This window comes from Streptomyces sp. NPDC006393, assembly GCF_040628575.1.
GTDB lineage: Bacteria > Actinomycetota > Actinomycetes > Streptomycetales > Streptomycetaceae > Streptomyces.
In genome coordinates this window covers 21,558-41,657 of sequence record NZ_JBEXZD010000074.1, presented here as the reverse complement: position 1 = coordinate 41,657, position 20,100 = coordinate 21,558, and the positions used below count along the sequence as shown (strand labels likewise).

Below are 20,100 nucleotides of genomic sequence, written 5' to 3'. Positions count from 1 at the left end.
GCCGCGGCCTGGGGGATCTTCGCGGTGGTCGACCATGCGTACGGCCGCCGCGCCGGCGTCCTCGCGGTGCTGCTGTGGGCGGTGCTGCCGGTCGGGATCGTGCAGTCGATGGCGTACAGCGAGTCGCTGTTCACGGCGCTCGCCGCCTGGTCGCTGTACTGCGTGCTGACCGGGCGCTGGGTGACCGCGGGTGGCCTGGCGCTTCTGGCGGGGCTGACCCGGCCGGTCGGTCTCGCCGTCGTGGCCGCGGTGTGGGCGGCGGCGGTCACCACGTTCGTGCGCGACCGCACCACGTTCGTGCACAGTCGGAGCACGTTCGTCCGCGGCCGGAGCGCGACGGCGGCGAACGGCGCCCGGCGGACGGCACACGCCTCCACCGTCCCCGTCCCCGCTCCCTCCCGTCTCCTCCTCGGCATGCTGCTCGCGCCGCTCGGCGCCGCCGGCTACGTCCTGTGGGTGGGCCACCGCACCGGCGGGGGCATGCTCGGTTATCTCGATGTGCAGGCCGGCTGGCGCAACGGCTTCGACGGCGGATACGCCTTCGCCCGCTTCGTCGCCGACAAGTTCACCTCCTTTCCCTCGGCCCTGGCGGGGCTGGGGCTGATCGCCGGGGTGGCCGCGGTGATCTGGCTGTACGTCATCGGCGTACGGCAGGGACAGCCGCTGCCGCTCCTGGTGTACTCGGGTGTCGTCACCGCGCTCGCGCTGTGCGCGTCCAGCTACTTCGGTTCCAAGCCACGCCTGCTGCTGCCCGCCTTCCCGCTGCTGCTGCCCCTGGCACTCGCGCTCGCCCGGGCACGCGCCTCCCGGTCGGCGCTGGTGGTCGGCGCGGTCGCGGTGGCCTCGGCGCTCTACGGAGCGTTCTGGCTGAACGGCTCCGGCCCCCCGTGACCGCCGCCGATCACCCGCCGATCGCCCACCGATCGCCCGCTCGTCCGATGAGCGGACGGGTAATTACATCCGAGCTTCCGGTTAACGAATTCATAAGCGCGATATAAGCAACTTCCGGAATGATCAAAGGTAATGTGCTCCGGAAGGGGGGCCCGGATTGCGTAATCCGTGGAAATAAAGGCCCGTTGAGAGCAATCCCACATCACATCGTCATCACAAACCCCGTGATTCGTCGGGGAACTGAGCTGACCCGCTGTAACGTCGATTAGGTGCGTACCGAAGGAACCGTCACCCGCCTGGACCGGGTGTTCGCCAGGCTGGACCGTGAGCCGCAACGGCCGGCGCACATCGACATGCCGAGAATGAGCCGGCACCGGGTCGTGCTCTTCTCCGCGACCCTGGCCTTCTACCTGGCGATCGTCTGGGCCGTGGTGACCACTTCCTGGCTGGTCCGCCTGGACTGGCAGGTCATGTTCTTCCGGCCGTACCAGCAGTGGCCGCAGATCCACGCGTTCCTCGACTACTACGTGGTGCTGGGCCAGCGCGGCCCCACCGCCGTGATGGTCGCCGCCTGGCTGGGCTGGCGCTCCTGGCGGCAGCACACCGTGCGCCCGCTGCTCACCCTCGCCGCCTCGCTGCTGCTGCTCAACCTCACGGTCGGCGCCGCGAAGCTCGGCATGGGACGCCTCGGACCGCACTACGCCACCGTCATCGGCTCCAACGAGATGGGCCTGGGCGGCGATATATTCCCCAGCGGCCACACCGCCAACGCCGTGGTGACCTGGGGCATCCTGGCTTATCTGGCCTCCACCCCGAGAGCGCGCCGCTGGCTGTCCGCCCTGTCCGCGGTGACCGCGCTCGGTGTCGGCCTCACCACCGTCTACCTGGGCACGCACTGGCTCAGCGACGTGCTCCTCGGCTGGGCCGCCGGTCTGCTGATCATGCTCGCGCTGCCGTGGTTCGAGCCGCTGATCGCCAGGGTCGAGAACGGCCTGTTCGACCTGCGCGACCGCTGGCGCGCCCGCCGTGGCCGCCGCGCCCCGGTGCCCGTGCCGGCCCATCCCGTGGGTTCCCCGGTGCTGCTCAAGCCGCGTGCCACCGCCGCGGACGAGGGCGCCGCGGCCCGCGAGCCGGTCGGCTCGAGCCGCCCGCCCTCGCGGAACGCGGTCCATCTCGCCCCGGGCCGCCCGCACCTGACCCGCTCGGAGCGCACACCGGTCACCCCGGCCGGCAGCCGCCGCCCGCCGCACCTCGAGCGTGTCCCCCGCGGCACGACCTCGGCGGCCCGCCCCTGACGGCCGCGACGGCGCCCCGGCCGCCGCGTCAGCCCTTCCAGGCGCGGGCCACCCGGCCGTCCGCCACCTCGAAGTTCAGCCGCCCGAACCGGTACTCCATGGTGATGATCGCGCCCGGCGGCAGGGACCTGACCGTCGACCAGCCGCGTTCACGCGCGAGTTGCTCGGCCCGCCCGGCCTCGAGGCCGACGTATGTCTCCGGATTGTCCTGGGGCTCCGCGGGCGGAGTGGGAATCGGTGCCATACGGCCACGCTAGGCGCCCGCCCCCGGCCACGGAAGCCCAGGATGGCGGCAACAGCCACCTACGTCACTCCTGTCACATTTCTGTCACAGGATCACGACGGCCGGACGGAGGAACTCCGTCACCCTCAAGGGCGGTTCCGTTCCCCTTCCGCAGCCATTCGAACGCAATTCCCGCGGGCCCGGCAGACGTCCGGAAAACCCCGGCGGAAAGGGCGGCGACAACGCCCGCGGGACCGCCCCGGCACACCCCGGAAGGATCCCGCAAGGATCCCTGAAGGCCATTCCCGCCCCATTCGCGGCCGGTGCGCGAGGGCCACGGAGACACAGGCATTTCACAGCGAGGCCCCGCCCGGTCGACCGACCGGACGGGGCCGTCGCCTGGGACGGACCGCGGCTCACAGCGCGAGGCGCTGCCCGGGCACGATCAGGTCGGGGTCGTCCCCGACGACGGACGTGTTGAGGGCGTAGAGCCGCTGCCAGGTGGTGCCGTGCCGGGCGGCGATGCCGCTCAGGGTGTCGCCCGCGCGCACGGTGTACGCGCCGCGTGAGGCACCGCGGCCGGCGTGCCCCGCCTCGCGCTCAGGTGCCGCGTTCCGCGCGTCGTGCCGCGCGGACCGGTGCGCCGGGTCCTGCGCCGATCCGTGTGCCGACTCGTAGGACGAGCGGGACTTGTGGGACCTGTGAGACTCGTTGGACTTGGGGGGCTCGTAAGTCTTGTTCGCCGTGTGCGCCGACCCGCTCCCGGCCGGAGCCGCGTCCGGCGCGCTGCCGGACGCCCCGGCCCGGGCCGAACAGACCGGCCACGCGCCCCAGCCCTGGGCCTGCTGGACCCGGGTGGCCACGGCGATCTGCTGGGCCCGCGAGGCCCGGTCGGCGGTGGGCGCGTAGGCCGTGCCGCCGTAGGCGCGCCAGGTGCCGGCGGCGAACTGGAGCCCGCCGTAGTAGCCGTTGCCGGTGTTGATGTGCCAGTTGCCGCCGCTCTCGCACTGCGCGATGCGGTCCCACACCCCGCCGTCCGCCGCACGGGCCTCGCCGGTCGCGGCCAGCAGACCGAGCGGGGCGAGCAGGGCCGCCCCGGCGAGGGCCGCCGCCGCCGTCCGGGCCCTACGGGCGCCGTCGCGCTCGGTGCCGGCGGGTGAGACGTGGGAAGCGGCGTAGGTATCGGCACATTCGGACATGGACATCCCTCTCGACGGACCCGGGGTCCCCCAGGGCGGGGCGCGCCTCGCACGCATGGACGCGGTCGGCGCGCTCGCCCCGTCCGCCGGTCGGGGTCGTGCTGGATGCTGCTGGGGTGGTGCGGTCGGCGGACGTGCCCGGGTGGTGCTCTGTGCACACGGCCGAGGAATGTAGGGAGCATGACCAGCGCGGATCAACCAATCGCCTGTTCCGGCAGGCCAGTTGCCGGTTACCGCAGGTATCGACTTTTTTCGGCCACCCACTTCATTCGCCGATTTCCTGATTTGTCGACCAGGAGCTCGGTCCGCCTGTGACTCACTTCACCCCGTCAACACCCCTTGACTTTTGGCGAGTTGACGGTGAGTGGCCGATTCCGCACCGGTCGTGACCGTGTGCGCAGGATGGTTCGATTCCGTTCTTCGGAGGGCGTGACTCCCGCCACAGATCGTCCGTTGTCTTCTTCATGAGCCGGGGGCCCTCCCGGTTCCCGGGCCGGGAGCCACCCGGTCCCGTCACGTACCGCATCCCGAGGGAGCCACCCGTGCCGCGCATGCTCGACGTCAGCGACGCCGTACGCGCCGAGATCGGCGACGAAGAAGCCGACCGGCTGCTCGCCGGAGAGAACGCCCCGGGCAGTTACGACTGCACGTCCTGCCGCACCCCCGGCGACAGCGAACAGGAGCGCACCAGCACCGTCCTGTTCGTCGGGGACGAGACCGCCGTCCTCGCCTTCGCCCACGCCACCTGCCTGCCCTCGCAGGTCGTCCAGGTCACCGAGGAACAGCTGCGGGGCGCGGTGCGCTCCATCAACGCCGACACGGCTGCCTTCGGCGGGGTGCCCGCGCAGGGCGCGCCGCAGCAGTTCGAACCCCAGCAGGCGGGCATCCAGCAGGCGGGGATCCAGCAGACCGGGATCCAGGAGTCCGGAATCCAGCAGGGCGACCCCCACAAGGTGGTGCCGGAGCAGGCGGTGCTCGGCGTGACCAGCGGACTCGTCCTGATCGCCGGGGAGTTGCACCCCGCCCTGGTCGTCGAGCCCACCGCGCCCATCGTGCGCCCGGGGACGGCCGGTCCCGGCGACGACTTCCTGACGCTGCTCGTCGAGCAGGGCTACCGGCCCGTCGCCGACCTCGACTCCGTACCGGCGGTGCTGCACGGCTGGTCGGTGCTGCTGGCCATGGGCCAGCTGCACGCCGTCCTCCAGCCGGGGGGTGGCGCCGGCCGGCCGACGGCATGGTGGCAGGCGCACCAGCCGCTCCAGGTCAGCGACGGCTGGCGGGCCGCCGCCAACAAGCACCAGCAGGTGCTCCTGTTCGCGGCGCCGGTCGGCTCCATCGGACGCCAGCCGCGTGAGGACCTGCTGCGCGAGGCCCTGGACAAGGCCGCGACCGCGGGCCGGCTGGTGGCGGCCACGCTGCCGCTGGCCGGGACCTGAGCCGCATCCCTTCCGGTCCGGGGTCGTTTGCACATACGTGCACGCATATGACGTTCCCCGCCGCCAGTCCTACTCGACGATCCGGTCCGCGCGGCCGGTCCAGGACCCCCATGGCGGCCCATCGGCCACGCCGATCTACGACGCGCTCTACGCCGAGTACGTCAAGTCCTACCGAGCGCTGCCGGGTGACCGCAGCGGCGAGGAGGATCTGGGCTTCGTCGCGTTCGGGAACCTCCCGCACAGTACGGGCTCCCAGGCGTACATCGCCTACAGCGCCGGGGTCTACGGCACCCGGCACGGAACCGGGCAGCAGCAGGCGCAGTGGCAGCGCGTGGGCGCGATCGGGCGGCAGGAGAACGGGACGCACCATGTCCCGGCGGCACTGCCGCCCGCCCCGCGCCGCGGTCTGTGAGACCCCGGCGGGCCCCACGAGCCGGAAAGGGCGGTCCCCCTGACAGGGCCGCCCTTTCCGTCGTCCGAACCGCCGCCGAGTTTCCTCGGACCGGCGGCTACTTCTTCTTCGAGCCGCGCTTCTCGCGCACCCGCACCGAGATATGGATCGGCGTGCCCTCGAAGCCGAACTCCTCGCGCAGCCGGCGCTCGATGAACCGCCGGTAGCCCGCCTCGATGAACCCGGACGCGAACAGGACGAACCGCGGCGGCTTGGTGCCGGCCTGGGTGCCGAAGAGGATGCGCGGCTGCTTTCCGCCCCGGATCGGGTGCGGATGGGCGGCGACCAGTTCGCCCAGGAAGGCGTTGAGGCGGCCGGTCGGGACCCGGGTCTCCCAGCCGGCCAGGGCGGTCTCGATGGCCGGGACCAGCTTCTCCATGTGCCGTCCGGTGCGCGCCGAGACGTTCACGCGCGGGGCCCAGGCGATCTGCGCGAGATCGGTCTCGATCTCCCGCTCCAGGTAGTAGCGGCGCTCCTCGTCGAGCGTGTCCCACTTGTTGTAGGCGACGACGAGCGCACGGCCCGCCTCGACGGCCATGGTGATGATGCGCTGGTCCTGCACCGAGACGGACTCGGAGGCGTCGATCAGTACGACGGCGACCTCGGCCTTCTCCACGGCGGCGGCGGTGCGCAGCGAGGCGTAGTAGTCGGCGCCCTGCTGGAGGTGGACCCGCTTGCGGATACCGGCGGTGTCGACGAACTTCCAGGTCACGCCGCCCAGTTCGATCAGCTCGTCGACCGGGTCGCGGGTGGTGCCGGCCAGCTCGTTGACGACGACACGCTCCTCGCCGGCCACCTTGTTCAGCAGCGAGGACTTGCCGACGTTGGGGCGGCCGATGAGGGCCACCCGGCGCGGGCCGCCGATGCCGCTCCCGCCGAACGTCTCCCGCGGCGCCTCGGGCAGCACCTCCAGGACGCGGTCCAGCATGTCGCCGGTGCCGCGGCCGTGCAGCGCCGAGACCGGGTGCGGTTCGCCGAGGCCGAGCGACCACAGGTACGCGGCGTCGGCCTCGCCGCTCGGGCCGTCCACCTTGTTGGCGCACAGCACCACCGGCTTGCCGGCCTTGCGCAGCAGCCGTACGACGGCCTCGTCGGTGTCGGTGGCGCCGACCTTGGCGTCGACGACGAAGACGACCGCGTCGGCGGCCTCGATGGCGTACTCGGCCTGGGCGGCCACGGAGGCGTCGATGCCGAGGACGTCCTGCTCCCAGCCGCCGGTGTCGACGACCTTGAAGCGGCGGCCCGCCCACTCGGCCTCGTAGGTGACCCGGTCGCGGGTGACGCCCGGCTTGTCCTCGACGACCGCCTCACGGCGGCCGATGATGCGGTTCACCAGGGTCGACTTGCCGACATTGGGGCGGCCGACGACGGCGAGGACGGGCAGCGGGCCGTGCCCGGCCGCCTCGATGGCGCCCTCGACGTCCTCGACGTCGAAGCCCTCTTCCGCGGCGAGCTCCATGAACTCCGCGTACTCGGCGTCGCCGAGCGCCCCGTGGTCGTACTCGTGCTCGGCCGAGCCCTCGGGCTGGATGTCGTCGTTCATGAAGTCCGTACCTCGTCGTTCGTGGTGATCGGTGGAGCGCCACGGTCCGTGGTGATCCACTACTCGAGTGTCGCTCAGCGCCCGGTCAGGCGCCTGGCGTTTTCCAGATGGGCGGTGAGCTGCTTCTGGATGCGCTCGGTGGCCTCGTCCAGCGCCCGGCGCGTACGCCGTCCGCTCCCGTCGCCCGCCTCGAAGGGGTCGCCGAAGACGACGTCGATGCGGGAGCGCAGCGGGGGCAGTCCCTGTATCAACCGTCCGCGCCGCTCGGAACTTCCCAGCACGGCCACCGGGACGACCGGCGCCCCGCCGCGGACCGCGAAGTAGGCGAGCCCGGCGCGCAGGGAGGCGAAGTCTCCCTCGCCGCGGGTGCCCTCGGGGAAGATGCCGAGGACACCGCCCGCGTCCAGGACGCCGAGGGCGCGGGTGATCGCGGTGCGGTCGGCGGTGTGCCGGTCCACCTGGAGCTGGCCGATCCCGGTCAGGAACGGGCCGAGCGGGCCGACGAACGCCTCCTTCTTGATCAGGAAGTGGGTCGGCCGGGGCGCCACGCCCATGACCATCGGGCCGTCGATGTTGTGGGAGTGGTTCACGGCGAGGATCGCCGGGCCGGTCGCCGGCACCCTCCAGGCGCCGAGCACGCGCGGCCGCCACAGCCCGTGCATCAGGCCGACGCCGATGCGCCGCCCGACCTCGGCGCCCCGCTCGGACGGAAGGCTCACCTCGCGGCCCGCTTCTCCTCGACGAGGGTGACGACGCACTCGATGACCTGCGGCAGCGTCAGGTCGGTGGTGTCCACCTCGACCGCGTCGCCGGCCTTGGCCAGCGGGGAGGTCTTGCGGCTGGAGTCGGCCGCGTCCCGCTTGATCAGGGCCTCGCGGGTGGTGTGCAGGTCGGCGCCCTTGAGCTCGCCGCTGCGGCGGGCGGCGCGGGCCTCCGGGGAGGCCGTGAGGAAGATCTTCAGGTCGGCGTCCGGCAGCACGGTGGTGCCGATGTCACGGCCCTCGACGACGATCCCCGTCTCGGCCGAGACGGCCAGGGAGCGCTGCAACTCGGTGATCCGGGCCCGCACCTCCGGCACGGCGCTGACCGCGCTGACCTTGGAGGTGACCTCCTGGGTGCGGATCGGGCCGGCCACGTCCACACCGTCGACGGTGATCGTCGGGTGGGCCGGGTCGGTGCCGGAGACGATCTCGGCCTTGCCGGCCACGGCGGCGATCGCGGTGGGGTCGTCGGTGTCGATCCCGTTGGTCACCATCCACCAGGTGATCGCCCGGTACTGGGCGCCGGTGTCCAGGTAGCTCAGGCCGAGCTGCGCGGCGACGGCCTTCGACGTGCTCGACTTGCCCGTGCCGGAGGGGCCGTCGATGGCGACAATCACGGGCTGGGCGGTCCGGGCGGCGCCGTTTTCCACAGCGGGGCACCTTCCTGGGTGAAGGGTGGTGGGCGGGTGTACGGGACGCCGAATCCTCACAGCGCCCCGCACAAGGTTACTGGCTTCCCGGACCCCTCCATACGAGTGAGGCCCCGCCCCCGACAAGACGGCCGGGCACCCGCCCCCGCCACGACAGCCGAGGGGCCCGCCCCCGGCACGACGGGCGAGAACCCGACCCCGACACCCGACCCCGGCGAGCCGGCCGGGCATCCGACCCCGGCACCCGGCTCCGGGTGTCCGGCCGCAGGCGCCTGGCCGCGGGTGTCCGCCCCTGACATCGGGCCCCTGACGTCCGGCCCCGACACCCAGCCCCGGCGAGACGGGCAAGTACCCGCCCCAGCACCCGGCCGCAGGCCTCCAACAGCGGGCGTCCTACTCCTGGCGTCCGACCCATCGCCCGATCCCGGCAAAACGGGCGGATGCCCGACCCCAGCACCCGGCCGCAGGCGCCGTACCCCTGGCGTCCGGCCCCGTCGCCCGGCCCCGGCAAACGGGCAAGTGCCCGACCCGGCCCGCGGCGCCGGCGTCCGGCTGCGGACGTCCGGCCCCGGCGTCCCAGCCGCAGGCGCCCGGCCCCCGGGGGCCGACCGCGGCATCCGGTCCCGGCGAGGGCCGGGCTCCCCCCGCCGCACACGCGACGGGGGTCAGCCGCTACTGGCGGATGGCCCAGCCTCGCTCGCGCAGGGCGGCGGTGAGGACCGGGGCCGCCTTCGGCTCGACCATCAGCTGCACCAGACCCGCCTGCTGCCCGGTCGCGTGCTCGATGCGCACGTCCTCGATGTTGACGCCGGCCATCCCCGCGTCCGCGAAGATGCGGGCCAGCTGGCCGGGCTGGTCGTCGATGAGGACGGCGACGACCTCGTACGTCCGCGGCGCGGACCCGTGCTTGCCGGGGACCCGGACCTGGCCCGCGTTGCCGCGCCGCAGCACGTCCTCGATGCCCACGCTGCCCTCGCGACGCTTGGACTCGTCGGAGGACTGAAGCGCGCGCAGGGCGCGCACCGCCTCGTCCAGGTCGGCGGCGACGTCGGAGAGGAGGTCGGCGACCGGCCCCGGGTTGGCGGACAGGATGTCGATCCACATCCGCGGATCGGAGGCGGCGATCCGCGTGACGTCCCGGATGCCCTGCCCGCACAGCCGTACGGCCGCCTCCTCGGCGTGCTCCAGGCGCGCGGCGACCATGCTGGAGACGAGATGGGGCATGTGGGAGACCAGGGCCACGGCACGGTCGTGGGCGTCGGCGTCCATGACGACCGGGACCGCACGGCAGTGCGAGACCAGCTCCAGGGCGAGGTTGAGCACCTCGGTGTCGGTGTCCCGGGTGGGGGTGAGCACCCAGGGGCGGCCCTCGAAGAGGTCGCCGGTCGCGGCCAGCGGCCCGGACTTCTCGCGGCCCGACATGGGGTGGGTGCCGATGTAGCGGTTCAGGTCCAGGCCGAGCGACTCCAGCTCGCGGCGCGGGCCGCCCTTGACGCTGGCCACGTCCACATAGCCGCGGGCCACCTCCCGGCGCATGGCGTCGGCGAGCACCCCGGCCACGTGCGCCGGCGGGGCGGCCACGATCGCGAGGTCGACGGGCCCGTCCGGGGCCTCGTCCGTGCCGGCGCCCAGTGCCGCGGCCGTACGGGCCTGCCCCGGGTCGTGGTCGGCCAGATGCACGGTCACGCCGCGCTGGGCCAGGGCCAGGGCGGCGGAGGTGCCGATGAGCCCGGTTCCGATGACGAGTGCGGTCCTCATTGGGCGATGTCCTTGCGCAGTGCGGCCGCCGCGCCGAGGTACACATGGGCGATCTCGGCGCGCGGCCGGTCGGACTCGATGTGCGCGAGGACGCGGACGACGCGGGGCATCGCGCCCTCGATGTCCAGTTCCTGCGCGCAGATCAGCGGTACGTCGACGATGCCGAGCCGGCGGGCGGCGGCCGCCGGGAAGTCGCTGTGCAGGTCGGGCGTGGCGGTGAACCAGATGCTGATCAGGTCGTCGGTGGTCAGGCCGTTCCGCTCCAGGACGGCGGTGAGCAGGGCCTCGACCTGCTCGCTCATGTGGCCGGCCTCGTCCCGTTCCAACTGGACGGCCCCCCGGACCGCTCGTACCGCCACGGCGCTGCTCCTCGCTGACGTGCTGATCTGTGTCGCTGCTGACGTGTGTGTCGCTCTCGGGCGTCCAGCCTAGTCAGAGCGCCTGCGCCGGGCGTGCGGCCGCTCGCTCACTGAGACGGGGAAGCAGTGCGCGGCAACGATCAGCGATGAGGAGTACGCACCGAAAACACCTTTTGCGGCATCCACTCCCGATTTGCTTCGTCTTGCCGCCCTTCGATGCGAAGATGCTCTTGCCTGCTCCGCCCTCGGAGCTCCCCCTTTCGCATCCCCTTCCTCGGCAACCCCCGGAGTGATCCCATGACCCACGGCTCGACGCGGCGCACGGTTCTCGCCACGGGTGCGGCGGCACTCGCGGTGACGGGGTGCGGCACCACGGCTGGCGGAACCGAGAACTCCACGGACATGTCCCCGTCGGCCGAGACCACTCCCCCCGCGCTGGCCGAGGAGTCCCCTTCCTCCCACCCGGAGGCCGACGCCTCCCTCAGCGCCTCCGAAGTGGCGCAGGACCTGACGAGCACCAGCGACATCCCGGAGGGCGGCGGCAAGGTCTTCGCGGAGCAGAAGGTGGTGGTCACCCAGCCGGTGAAGGGCCAGTTCAAGGCCTTCTCGGCGGTCTGCACCCACCAGGGCTGCACGGTCGCCAAGGTCGTGGAGGGCACCATCGACTGCCCCTGCCACGGCAGCCGTTTCCGCATCACCGACGGCTCGGTGGCGGGCGGCCCGGCGACCCGGCCGCTGGCCGCCCGGAAGATCGAGGTGCGGGGAAATTCGATCCGTCTGACGTGAGGTTCCGCGTACGCTCCCGGGCATGCAGCCCGAGGACCCCGGCCACCGCCTGGTACGCGATCACACGATCTTCGCCTGTGTGATGGGCTCGCGGGCCTTCGGGCTGGCGACGGACGGCAGCGACACGGACCGCCGGGGCGTCTTCGTCGCGCCCACCGAGCTCTTCTGGCGGTTCGACAAGCCGCCGACGCATGTGGACGGACCGCTGCCCGAGCAGTTCAGCTGGGAGCTGGAACGCTTCTGCGAACTGGCGCTGCGCGGGAACCCGAACATCCTGGAGTGCCTGCACTCCCCGCTCGTGGAGTACGCCGACGACACCGGCCGTGAACTCCTCGCCCTGCGCCGGGCGTTCCTCTCCCGCCAGGTCCATGCCACCTTCACCGGCTACGCCCTCGGCCAGCGCCGCAAGCTCGACGCCGACCTGCGCACCCACGGCGCCCCGCGCTGGAAGCACGCCATGCACCTGCTCCGCCTCCTGACGAGCGCCCGCGACCTGCTGCGCACCGGCGAGTTCCGGATCGACGTCGGCGAACAGCGGGAGCCCCTGCTCGCGGTGAAGAGGGGCGAGGTCTCCTGGGCCGAGGTCGAGGCGTGGATGGCTCGCCTGGGCGCGGAGGCGGACGAGGCCCTTGAGCACAGCCCGCTCCCGCCCGAGCCGGATCACGCACGCGTGAGCGACTTTCTGTTCCGGGTGCGCCGTACCTCAGCCCCGCAGGCGGACCCGGACCACGAAGTCGTGCAGGGCGTCGTGGCCGCTCGGCGCGTCGGGCAGGGCTGAGGCGGCCTGGGCGTCGTCGAGCACGGCGTGCAGCCGTTCCACATCGGCTTCCACGCGCGCCTGCGCGATGTCGGCGGTGCCGTGCTCCCGCTCCGCCTTCGCGGCTGTCAGCTCGGGCAGATAGCCGGGGGCCTCGACCTGCTCCAGCAGCGTGGGCAGATGGGCCAGCACCTCACCGCTGCGCATGAGGTGGATGCCGGTGAGCAGCACCCGGAAGGTGTAGAGCAGCGGTTTGAGTTCGCCGGTCTTCTCGAAGAGCCGCCACTGGGTCACCGCGAAGCCCCGGTAGTGGTGTGCGTGGTGGCTGGTGAGGACGCCGGGGGCGAGCGCGACCAGCTCCCGGTGCGCCTCCCCGGAGTGCACGACCAGCGGCGAGAGCAGCTGCTCCAGCACATAGCCGTTGCGGCGGAGCATCAGCCGGACGAACTTGCGCAGATCGTGGGTGACGAGGTCCAGCTCGACGCCGTGCCGCACCCAGGTCCGGGAGCGGGTCTCCTCCGGCTCGCGCAGCCCGACGAGGTCGGCCGCCGGGAGCAGATGGACACCCCGCAGGTCCACGTCCGAGTCCCGCGAGGGGAAGCCGTACAGATGAGCTCCGGAGACGGTCGCGAACAACAGGGGGTCGGGCTGTTCCGCCACCACGGGCTTCAGGTCGATGTCGAGGTCGTCGATCATGGGCCTAAGCGTCCCAGAGCGTCCCCAGCGCCAACAGGTCGTCCCGGTACTCGATCCGGTCGGCCCAGTCGGCCGGCCAGGCGTCCGCGCCGAGCCAGGCGCCCGCGAAGGCGCCGGTGAGGCAGGCGATGGAGTCGGAGTCGCCGGAGGAGCAGGCGGCCCGGCGCAGGGCGGTGACGGGCTCGTCGGGGAAGAGCAGGAAGCACAGCAGCCCGGTGGCGAGGGCCTCTTCGGCGATCCAGCCCTCCCCGGTGGCCAGGCACGGGTCGGTCTCCGGGGAGACGCTGCCCACGGCCTCCTGGAGCCGGCCGAGGATCTCCAGGCACTCGTCCCAGCCGCGCGCGATGAACTGCTCGGGGCCGGCGTCCTGGGAGCGGGTCCACAGGTCGCCGAGCCAGGCGTGGTCGTAGTGCGTGCGGTGGTCGTAGGCGTACGACCGCAGCCGCCCGACCAGCCCGGCGGGGTCGGCGCCCTGGGCGAGCAGGCGCACGGCATGGGCGGTGAGGTCGGAGGCGGCCAGGGCGGTCGGGTGGCCGTGGGTCAGCGCGGACTGCAACTGGGCGGCACCGGCCCGCTGGTCGTCACTCAGGCCCGGAGCGAGGCCGATGGGGGCGACCCGCATGTTGGCGCCGCAGCCCTTGGAGTCGATCAGGCTCGCTTCCTGCCAAGGCAGCCCCTCGGTCCTGAGCACGCTGCAGGCGGCCATGCAGGTACGGCCCGGGGCGCGGTTGTTGTCCGGCGACTCGTACCAGTCGATGAACTCCTCGCGCAGCGGCGTCTCCAGCGCCCCCGGGGCGAGGACGCCCCGGTCCATGGCGGTGCGGAGAGCGCGTCCGACGGCGAGGGTCATCTGGGTGTCGTCGGAGACGAAGGCGCCGCTCGACAGCTCCATCTCCCGCCAGGGGCCGCACTTGGACAGGATCGAGGGCACGTCGTTGAACTCGGTCGGGAAGCCGAGGGCGTCTCCGAGGGCGAGGCCGATGAGTGCTCCGGTCGCCGGCTGCTTGGGCATAAGCGCCATCCCCCTTTATCGTCATCATGACAATAAAGGGGGACGGTGATCGACGCAAGGCGCTTCTAGAGGTCGACCTCCTTCATCAGCATGCCGACCTCGGTGTTGGACAGGCGGCGGAGCCAGCCGGACTTCTGGTCGCCGAGGGTGATGGGGCCGAAGGCGGTGCGGACCAGCTTGTCGACCGGGAAGCCGGCCTCCGCGAGCATGCGGCGCACGATGTGCTTGCGGCCCTCGTGGAGGGTGACCTCGACCAGGTAGTTCTTGCCGGTCTGCTCGACGACCCGGAAGTGGTCCGCGCGGGCGTAGCCGTCCTCCAGCTGGATGCCGTCCTTCAGCCACTTGCCCAGGTCGCGCGGGATCGGGCCGACGATGGCGGCGAGGTAGGTCTTCCTCACGCCGTACTTGGGGTGGGTCAGGCGGTGCGCCAGCTCGCCGTGGTTGGTGAGCAGGATGACGCCCTCGGTCTCGGTGTCGAGCCGGCCGACGTGGAAGAGCCGGGTCTCGCGGTTGGTGACGTAGTCGCCGAGGCACTGCCGGCCCTCGGGGTCCTCCATCGTGGAGACGACGCCCGCGGGCTTGTTCAGCGAGAAGAACTGGTACGACTGCGTGGCGACCGTCAGTCCGTCGACCTTGACCTCGTCCTTCTCCGGGTCGACGCGGCGGCCCTGCTCCAGGACGATCTCGCCGTTGACCTCGACCCGCGCCTGCTCGATCAGCTCCTCGCAGGCACGCCGCGAGCCGTAGCCCGCGCGCGCGAGCACCTTCTGGAGCCGCTCGCCCTCCTGCTCGGCGCCCGGGAAGGTCTTGGGCAGCTTGATGTCCCTCTTGCCGGCGTACCGCTCGCGGTTGCGCTCCTCGGCGCGCGCCTCGTACTCGCGGGAGCGCGCGGGAGCCGTACGGCCGCGACCGCCCTGCTGGGGCTGCTTGGGGCCGCCCTTGGCTCCGCCGCGGGCCGCGCCGCCGCGACCCGACTTCGGGCCGTCCTTGGTGGCGCCGGGGCCGACGTCGTAGCGGCGCTCCTCGGGGCGGGGCTTGCGGGGGCGGCCCTGCCCCTGCTTCTGGTCCCTGTTGTTGCCGGCACCGCGGTGGTTACCGCGCCCGCCGCTCTTGCCGCTGCCGCTGCTTCGCATCAAAGTTCCGTCGTCGTCGTGTCAGTCGTCGTGTAGGTCGTGGTCGTGTCGGTCGTACGCGTCCCGGGACCGTCGTCCGGGTCCGGGGCGTCCGGGTCGAACGACGGCACGCCTTCCTGCGTCTCGGCCTCGATCGCGTCCGCCTCCGGGAGGAAGGGCGCGAGCTCCGGGAGCTCGTCCAGACCGCGCAGGCCCATCCGCTCCAGGAAGTAGTTCGTCGTCCTGTACAGGATCGCACCTGTTTCGGGTTCCGTGCCCGCCTCCTCGACCAGCCCGCGCTGCAACAGGGTGCGCATCACGCCGTCGCAGTTCACTCCGCGCACGGCGGAGACCCGGCTGCGGCTGACCGGCTGGCGGTAGGCGACCACCGCCAGGGTCTCCAGCGCGGCCTGGGTGAGCCGGGCGGTCTGACCGTCCAGGACCAGCCGCTCGACGGCGGGCGCGTACGCGGCCCGGGTGTAGAAGCGCCAGCCGCCCGCGACGAACCGCAGCTCGAAGCCGCGCCCCTGCACGGTGTACTCGTCGGCCAGCTCGCGCAGCGCGTCCGCGATCTGCCGCTTCGGCCGTTCGAGGATCTTGGCCAGATGGTCCTCGGTGGCGGGTTCGTCCACGACCATGAGGACGGCCTCCAGGGCGGGCCTGAGGTCCAGGTCGGCGACGGTGCCCGGCCCCGCCGGAACCTCGGTGGTGTCCTCGCTCACGGCTTCCTCTCCTCCTCGGTCTTCTCGGGCGGCCGGTCGAACTCGTCGGTGACCATCGGTGCCGCGTCCTCGTCCCCGCCGGTCCAGCGCACCATCAGCTCGCCGAGCGCGGCCTCCTGCTCCAGGGCGACGGCCTTCTCCCGGTACAGCTCCAGCAGCGCGAGGAAGCGGGCCACGACGGTGAGGGTGTCGTCGGTGTCCTCCACCAGCGCCCGGAAGCTCGCCTCGCCCAGCTCCTTCAGCCGCGCGACCACGATCCCGGCCTGCTCCCGCACGCTGACCAGCGGGGCGTGGATGTGGTCGACGTACACCTGCGGCTTGGGCTTGGGCTGCATCGCCTTGACCGCGAGCCTGGCGAAGCCCTCGGGTCCGATGCTGATGACGACCTCGGGCAGCAGCTCGGCGTGCTCGGGTTCCAGCCCGACGGTACGGGGGTAACGCCGGGCCTCCTCCTCGATGCGCTCGTTGAAGATCTCCGCGATCTGTTTGTACGCGCGGTACTGCAGCAGCCGCGCGAACAGCAGGTCCCGGGCCTCCAGCAGCGCCAGGTCGGCCTCGTCCTCCACCTCGGCGGCGGGCAGCAGCCGGGCGGCCTTGAGGTCGAGCAGGGTGGCGGCGACGACGAGGAACTCGGTGGTCTGATCCAGGTCCCAGTCGGGCCCCATCGCCCGGATGTGGGCCATGAACTCGTCGGTGACCTTGGAGAGCGCCACCTCGGTGACGTCCAGCTTGTGCTTGGAGATCAACTGGAGGAGCAGATCGAAGGGGCCCTCGAAGTTGGAGAGGCGCACCTTGAAGACGCCGTCGGAGGATCCGTTCTCCTCCGGAACCTCGGGTGCCGCCTCCTCCGGTACCTCCGGTGGTGTCTTCTCCGGAGCCTCCGGTGCGGCGGGCACCTCGGCCGGGGGCTCGGGTTCCGGAACCTCCGCGGGAGGCGGGACGACCGGTTCGACCGGCGGAGCCGGTCGCGGCGCCCCCGGTCCCCGCCCCAACGCACGCCGACGACCGGCGTTTGCGCCGGGAGCGGGTACGTCGTTCGAGGTCATGGCCCCCGCAGGCTACCGCTACCGCCCGCGCAGCCGGCGCACGAGGATGCTGGCGTCCCCGCGGGTCTCCAGGTCGGCGAGGACGACGGCCACCGCCTCCCGGACGATCCGGCCGCGGTCGACGGCGAGGCCGTGCTCGCCCCGGAGCACCAGGCGGGCGTGCTCCAGGTCCATCAGTTCCTCGGCGGACACGTACACCGTGATCTTCTCGTCGTGCCGTTCCCGGCCGCTGGGCCGGCGTGACGCGGACCGGCCGCGCTTGCGCGGCTGCGCGGCGGCGGCATTCGCGGAACCGTTCGCGGCAGGACCCTCCTGCGCCGCCTGGCGCCGCGCGGAGCGCTCCGCCGCCGGGCCCGCGGTGCCCCGGCTGCGGGACTCTCCGGCCTCGGCCGGCTCGGCGCCGGCCGCCACGTGCTCCGCGCCCGCGCCGTCGCCGCCCTGCGCGGGCACCGACTGCGGGGCGTCCTCGGCCGCGGCAGCCGCCGGGTCGCTCTCCCCCGAGGGGGCGGGCACCCTGGCCTCGCCGCCCGGCTGGCGCCGGGGAGTGGACGCCTGGAGCGCCGTCCCCCCTGTCGTACGGAACAGTTCGTCGGCCCCCGGCAGACTCACTCGGCGTGACACCGGGCGAGCACCTCCCTGGCGAGCTGGCGGTAGGCGGCGGCACCGACGGAGTTGGAGGCGTACGTGGTGATGGGCTCACCGGCGACCGTGGTCTCCGGGAAGCGGACCGTGCGCCCGATGACCGTGTGGTACACGTGGTCGTCGAACGCCTCGACGACACGCGCGAGCACCTCGCGGCTGTGGACGGTGCGCGAGTCGTACATCGTGGCGAGGATCCCGTCGAGCTCCAGGTCCGGGTTGAGGCGCTCCTGGACCTTCTCGATGGTCTCGGTCAGCAGCGCGACACCGCGCAGGGCGAAGAACTCGCACTCCAGCGGCACGATCACCTTGTGCGCGGCCGTGAGGGCGTTGACGGTGAGCAGGCCGAGCGAGGGCTGGCAGTCGATGACGATGTAGTCGTAGTCGTCCATCAGCGGCTTGAGCGCGCGCTGGAGCGTCGACTCGCGCGCGACCTCGCTCACCAGCTGGACCTCGGCGGCCGACAGGTCGATGTTGCTGGGCAGCAGGTCCATGTTGGGGACCGCCGTCTTCAGCAGGACCTCGTCCGCCGACATGCCCCGCTCCATGAGCAGGTTGTAGACGGTGAGGTCGAGCTCCATGGGGTTGACGCCGAGACCCACCGACAGCGCGCCCTGCGGGTCGAAGTCCACGAGCAGCACGCGCCGGCCGTACTCCGCGAGCGCGGCACCCAGGTTGATGGTCGACGTCGTCTTGCCGACGCCGCCCTTCTGGTTGCACATCGCGATGATCTTCGCGGGGCCGTGGTCGGTCAGCGGGCCCGGGATGGGGAAGTACGGCAGCGGGCGTCCGGTCGGGCCGATGCGCTCGCGGCGCTGGCGGGCCGCGTCGGGCGCCAGCGTGGCCGCGTACTCGGGGTCGGGCTCGTATTCGGCGTCGGGGTCGTAGAAGTGCCCCTCGGGCAGTTCGTCGTAGTCGGCGAAGTGGTTGTGGGGCGCGCCACTTCCGTCGCCGGCCATGGCGTTCACGTGATGGCCATCCATGCTCTGGTGTGCTGGCTGGGTCACCCCTTGCATCCGGTGACCCTGGTGGGCTGCGAAGGTGCGCACAGCAACGGAGCCGACAGCCTCGAGCCCCGCGGGGCCCTGGCCCCGCGCAGGCATTCCTGGTTGACCACCCCCGGGAGAAAATGTCGACTCATTCACAAGTCGTCTTACCTCCTTGGTGACCAGGAAACTTCTAGACAGGTCAGCGTGGCACCATGCCGACGGTTGGCGACTCTATGGCGTGTCGGCGGTCCGCAGCAACACAATCAGCCGGACCCGGCCTGATGTGTCGGCAATGAAACATCCCTCTGTCAAGGGCGTACGACCGTCGCACGGCAGGTTTCACCGGTGCGTGAATCGGTCGAACGGTTGCTTTCGAGGCGAGTTGACCGAGTGCGGCGAAGTGACCATACACACATCCGGCCGGACCTTGTGGGGCAAGGTCCGGCCGGATGCGTGGCGTTGACGACACGTGTTGACGTATCGCCTTTTACTCCAAGGTGACTTGACGACCGCTTCGCCGCGGGCTCAGCCGAGCAGGGTCTCCAGCTCGACGTGCTCCAGGCCGTGCGCCTCGGCGACCTCCTTGTAAACCACCTTGCCGTCATGGGTGTTGAGACCCTTGGCGAGCGCGGCGTCGCGGCGCAGCGCCTCCACCCAGCCGTTGTTGGCCAGCGAGACGATGTACGGCAGCGTGGCGTTGGTCAGCGCGTAGGTGGAGGTGTTGGGCACCGCGCCGGGCATGTTGGCCACGCAGTAGAAGACCGAGTTGTGGACCCGGAAGGTCGGCTCGGCGTGCGTGGTCGGGTGGGAGTCCTCGAAGCAGCCGCCCTGGTCGATCGCGATGTCGACAAGGACACTTCCCGCCTTCATCCGGGACACCAGCTCGTTGGTGACCAGCTTGGGGGCCTTGGCGCCCGGGATGAGGACCGCGCCGACGACGAGGTCGGCGTCCAGGCAGGCCTTCTCCAGCTCGAAGGCGTTGGAGACGACGGTCTGGATCTTCGTACCGAAGATCTTGTCGGCCTCCTTGAGCTTGTTGATGTCCTTGTCGAGCAGGGTCACGTGGAAGCCCAGGCCGATGGCGATCTGCGCGGCGTTCCAGCCGGAGACGCCGCCGCCGATGATGACGGCCTTGCCGGCCGGCACGCCCGGGACGCCGCCGGGCAGCACACCGCGGCCACCGTTGGCGGCCATCAGGTGGTAGGCGCCGACCTGCGGGGCCAGCCGGCCCGCGACCTCGGACATCGGGGCGAGCAGCGGCAGCGCGCGGCCGGGGAGCTCGACGGTCTCGTAGGCGATCGCCGTGGTGCCGGACTCCAGCAGGGCGTCCGTGCACTCCTTGGAGGCGGCCAGGTGCAGATAGGTGAAGAGGATCTGGTCCTTGCGGAGCCGGTGGTACTCCTCGGCGATGGGCTCCTTGACCTTCAGCAGCAGGTCGGCGGTGGCCCAGACCTCGTCGGCGGTGTCGAGGATCTGGGCGCCGGCCGCCACGTACTCCTCGTTCGGGATCGAGGAGCCGACGCCGGCGTTCCGCTCGACGACGACCTGGTGGCCGTTGCGCACCAGCTCGTGCACGCCGGCGGGGGTGATGGCCACCCGGAACTCGTTGTTCTTGACCTCGCGGGGGATGCCGACCTTCACGTCGATCACGGTCCTTGGCTCAGGGAATGTGGGGCAATAGTGACGTACCCCGGCATGCGGGGGCATACCAGGAGACACCGCAGGAGAACGAGCGGCAGAGCCAGTTTAATGAAGGTGTTCGCGCTGTCTAGCCT

At 71.9% G+C, this 20,100-nt stretch carries 21 protein-coding genes; 6 read left to right on the top strand and 15 right to left on the bottom strand.

Annotated elements, in window-relative coordinates; genetic code table 11:
- Positions 1 to 891, top strand: an 891-nt coding sequence (locus ABZ484_RS26260; protein WP_358868379.1) for a hypothetical protein, incomplete at its 5' end; no start/stop codon positions are given.
- Between the two features lie 269 nt (positions 892 to 1,160).
- Positions 1,161 to 2,186: a phosphatase PAP2 family protein gene (locus tag ABZ484_RS26255; RefSeq protein ID WP_358868378.1), complete on the top strand. Its 1,026-nt coding sequence runs from the start codon at positions 1,161 to 1,163 to the stop codon at positions 2,184 to 2,186.
- Positions 2,187 to 2,214: 28 nt separating this feature from the next.
- Here ABZ484_RS26255 and ABZ484_RS26250 read toward each other — a convergent pair whose 3' ends face one another.
- Entirely contained in the window at positions 2,215 to 2,430 is a 216-nt protein-coding gene (locus tag ABZ484_RS26250) for an I78 family peptidase inhibitor (RefSeq protein ID WP_306190846.1), read from the bottom strand.
- A 395-nt stretch (positions 2,431 to 2,825) separates the two neighbouring features.
- Positions 2,826 to 3,608, bottom strand: coding sequence for a transglycosylase family protein (locus ABZ484_RS26245; protein ID WP_358868377.1), 783 nt, complete (start codon positions 3,606 to 3,608; stop codon positions 2,826 to 2,828).
- A 542-nt stretch (positions 3,609 to 4,150) separates the two neighbouring features.
- On the opposite strand from ABZ484_RS26245, the gene ABZ484_RS26240 reads away from it, so the two are divergent.
- Positions 4,151 to 5,044, top strand: a complete 894-nt coding sequence (locus ABZ484_RS26240) for a hypothetical protein (protein WP_358868376.1) — start codon at positions 4,151 to 4,153, stop codon at positions 5,042 to 5,044.
- 37 nt (positions 5,045 to 5,081) lie between these two features.
- A complete protein-coding gene (locus tag ABZ484_RS26235) occupies positions 5,082 to 5,456 on the top strand; it encodes a hypothetical protein (RefSeq protein ID WP_358868375.1) in 375 nt (124 codons plus the stop codon).
- Between the two features lie 97 nt (positions 5,457 to 5,553).
- Here ABZ484_RS26235 and der read toward each other — a convergent pair whose 3' ends face one another.
- From der to aroH, 5 genes are all read right to left on the bottom strand, one after another.
- Entirely contained in the window at positions 5,554 to 7,038 is a 1,485-nt protein-coding gene (der, locus tag ABZ484_RS26230) for a ribosome biogenesis GTPase Der (RefSeq protein ID WP_358868374.1), read from the bottom strand.
- A 74-nt stretch (positions 7,039 to 7,112) separates the two neighbouring features.
- Positions 7,113 to 7,700 (bottom strand): lysophospholipid acyltransferase family protein, encoded by a 588-nt coding sequence (locus tag ABZ484_RS26225; protein WP_358868382.1) that lies wholly within the window; start codon positions 7,698 to 7,700, stop codon positions 7,113 to 7,115.
- 53 nt (positions 7,701 to 7,753) lie between these two features.
- A complete protein-coding gene (cmk, locus tag ABZ484_RS26220) occupies positions 7,754 to 8,449 on the bottom strand; it encodes a (d)CMP kinase (RefSeq protein WP_358868373.1) in 696 nt (231 codons plus the stop codon).
- 672 nt (positions 8,450 to 9,121) lie between these two features.
- On the bottom strand, positions 9,122 to 10,207 hold the full coding sequence (locus ABZ484_RS26215) for a prephenate dehydrogenase (RefSeq protein ID WP_358868372.1): 1,086 nt from the start codon (positions 10,205 to 10,207) through the stop codon (positions 9,122 to 9,124).
- Positions 10,204 to 10,566 (bottom strand): chorismate mutase, encoded by a 363-nt coding sequence (gene aroH / locus ABZ484_RS26210; RefSeq protein ID WP_358868371.1) that lies wholly within the window; start codon positions 10,564 to 10,566, stop codon positions 10,204 to 10,206. Before aroH ends, ABZ484_RS26215 begins: the two co-directional genes overlap by 4 nt.
- A gap of 297 nt (positions 10,567 to 10,863) precedes the next feature.
- Between aroH and ABZ484_RS26205 the strand changes: the two genes are divergently transcribed.
- Positions 10,864 to 11,352, top strand: a complete 489-nt coding sequence (locus ABZ484_RS26205) for a Rieske (2Fe-2S) protein (protein WP_358868370.1) — start codon at positions 10,864 to 10,866, stop codon at positions 11,350 to 11,352.
- 22 nt (positions 11,353 to 11,374) lie between these two features.
- A complete protein-coding gene (locus tag ABZ484_RS26200; protein ID WP_358868369.1) occupies positions 11,375 to 12,130 on the top strand; it encodes a nucleotidyltransferase domain-containing protein in 756 nt (251 codons plus the stop codon).
- Here the strand turns inward: ABZ484_RS26200 and ABZ484_RS26195 are convergent.
- The 8 genes from ABZ484_RS26195 to ald all read right to left on the bottom strand — a co-directional run bounded on the left by ABZ484_RS26195 (position 12,056) and on the right by ald (position 19,975).
- On the bottom strand, positions 12,056 to 12,805 hold the full coding sequence (locus tag ABZ484_RS26195; protein WP_358868368.1) for a nucleotidyltransferase domain-containing protein: 750 nt from the start codon (positions 12,803 to 12,805) through the stop codon (positions 12,056 to 12,058). The genes ABZ484_RS26200 and ABZ484_RS26195 overlap by 75 nt on opposite strands.
- Before the next feature lie 4 nt (positions 12,806 to 12,809).
- Entirely contained in the window at positions 12,810 to 13,817 is a 1,008-nt protein-coding gene (locus ABZ484_RS26190; RefSeq protein WP_358868367.1) for an ADP-ribosylglycohydrolase family protein, read from the bottom strand.
- Positions 13,818 to 13,882: 65 nt separating this feature from the next.
- Entirely contained in the window at positions 13,883 to 14,950 is a 1,068-nt protein-coding gene (locus ABZ484_RS26185; RefSeq protein WP_358868366.1) for a pseudouridine synthase, read from the bottom strand.
- Positions 14,950 to 15,651 carry an SMC-Scp complex subunit ScpB gene (gene scpB / locus ABZ484_RS26180; protein WP_358868365.1) on the bottom strand — a complete coding sequence of 234 codons (702 nt, stop codon included), beginning with the start codon at positions 15,649 to 15,651 and terminating at the stop codon, positions 14,950 to 14,952. Before scpB ends, ABZ484_RS26185 begins: the two co-directional genes overlap by 1 nt.
- Positions 15,648 to 16,697 (bottom strand): segregation/condensation protein A, encoded by a 1,050-nt coding sequence (locus ABZ484_RS26175; protein ID WP_358868364.1) that lies wholly within the window; start codon positions 16,695 to 16,697, stop codon positions 15,648 to 15,650. Before ABZ484_RS26175 ends, scpB begins: the two co-directional genes overlap by 4 nt.
- An 18-nt stretch (positions 16,698 to 16,715) precedes the next feature.
- The gene (locus tag ABZ484_RS26170; protein ID WP_358868363.1) at positions 16,716 to 17,318 is read right to left on the bottom strand and encodes a hypothetical protein; all 603 of its coding nucleotides are present in this window, start codon (positions 17,316 to 17,318) and stop codon (positions 16,716 to 16,718) included.
- Positions 17,303 to 18,439 carry a ParA family protein gene (locus ABZ484_RS26165; protein WP_078917385.1) on the bottom strand — a complete coding sequence of 379 codons (1,137 nt, stop codon included), beginning with the start codon at positions 18,437 to 18,439 and terminating at the stop codon, positions 17,303 to 17,305. Before ABZ484_RS26165 ends, ABZ484_RS26170 begins: the two co-directional genes overlap by 16 nt.
- Positions 18,440 to 18,850: 411 nt before the next feature.
- Entirely contained in the window at positions 18,851 to 19,975 is a 1,125-nt protein-coding gene (ald, locus tag ABZ484_RS26160) for an alanine dehydrogenase (protein WP_358868362.1), read from the bottom strand.
- Positions 19,976 to 20,100 lie beyond the last annotated feature (125 nt).

What these genes read in the sequence shown, in the direction of transcription:
- ABZ484_RS26195 (WP_358868368.1), bottom strand. Translation starts at nt 12,805, where the DNA reads ATGATCGACGACCTCGACATCGACCTGAAGCCCGTGGTGGCGGAACAG.
- ABZ484_RS26245 (WP_358868377.1), bottom strand. Translation starts at nt 3,608, where the DNA reads ATGTCCGAATGTGCCGATACCTACGCCGCTTCCCACGTCTCACCCGCC.
- ABZ484_RS26185 (WP_358868366.1), bottom strand. Translation starts at nt 14,950, where the DNA reads ATGCGAAGCAGCGGCAGCGGCAAGAGCGGCGGGCGCGGTAACCACCGC.
- ABZ484_RS26225 (WP_358868382.1), bottom strand. Translation starts at nt 7,700, where the DNA reads ATGCACGGGCTGTGGCGGCCGCGCGTGCTCGGCGCCTGGAGGGTGCCG.
- ABZ484_RS26215 (WP_358868372.1), bottom strand. Translation starts at nt 10,207, where the DNA reads ATGAGGACCGCACTCGTCATCGGAACCGGGCTCATCGGCACCTCCGCC.
- ABZ484_RS26190 (WP_358868367.1), bottom strand. Translation starts at nt 13,817, where the DNA reads ATGCCCAAGCAGCCGGCGACCGGAGCACTCATCGGCCTCGCCCTCGGA.
- ABZ484_RS26175 (WP_358868364.1), bottom strand. Translation starts at nt 16,697, where the DNA reads ATGACCTCGAACGACGTACCCGCTCCCGGCGCAAACGCCGGTCGTCGG.
- der (WP_358868374.1), bottom strand. Translation starts at nt 7,038, where the DNA reads ATGAACGACGACATCCAGCCCGAGGGCTCGGCCGAGCACGAGTACGAC.
- ABZ484_RS26205 (WP_358868370.1), top strand. Translation starts at nt 10,864, where the DNA reads ATGACCCACGGCTCGACGCGGCGCACGGTTCTCGCCACGGGTGCGGCG.
- ABZ484_RS26200 (WP_358868369.1), top strand. Translation starts at nt 11,375, where the DNA reads ATGCAGCCCGAGGACCCCGGCCACCGCCTGGTACGCGATCACACGATC.
- ABZ484_RS26250 (WP_306190846.1), bottom strand. Translation starts at nt 2,430, where the DNA reads ATGGCACCGATTCCCACTCCGCCCGCGGAGCCCCAGGACAATCCGGAG.
- ABZ484_RS26165 (WP_078917385.1), bottom strand. Translation starts at nt 18,439, where the DNA reads ATGCCTGCGCGGGGCCAGGGCCCCGCGGGGCTCGAGGCTGTCGGCTCC.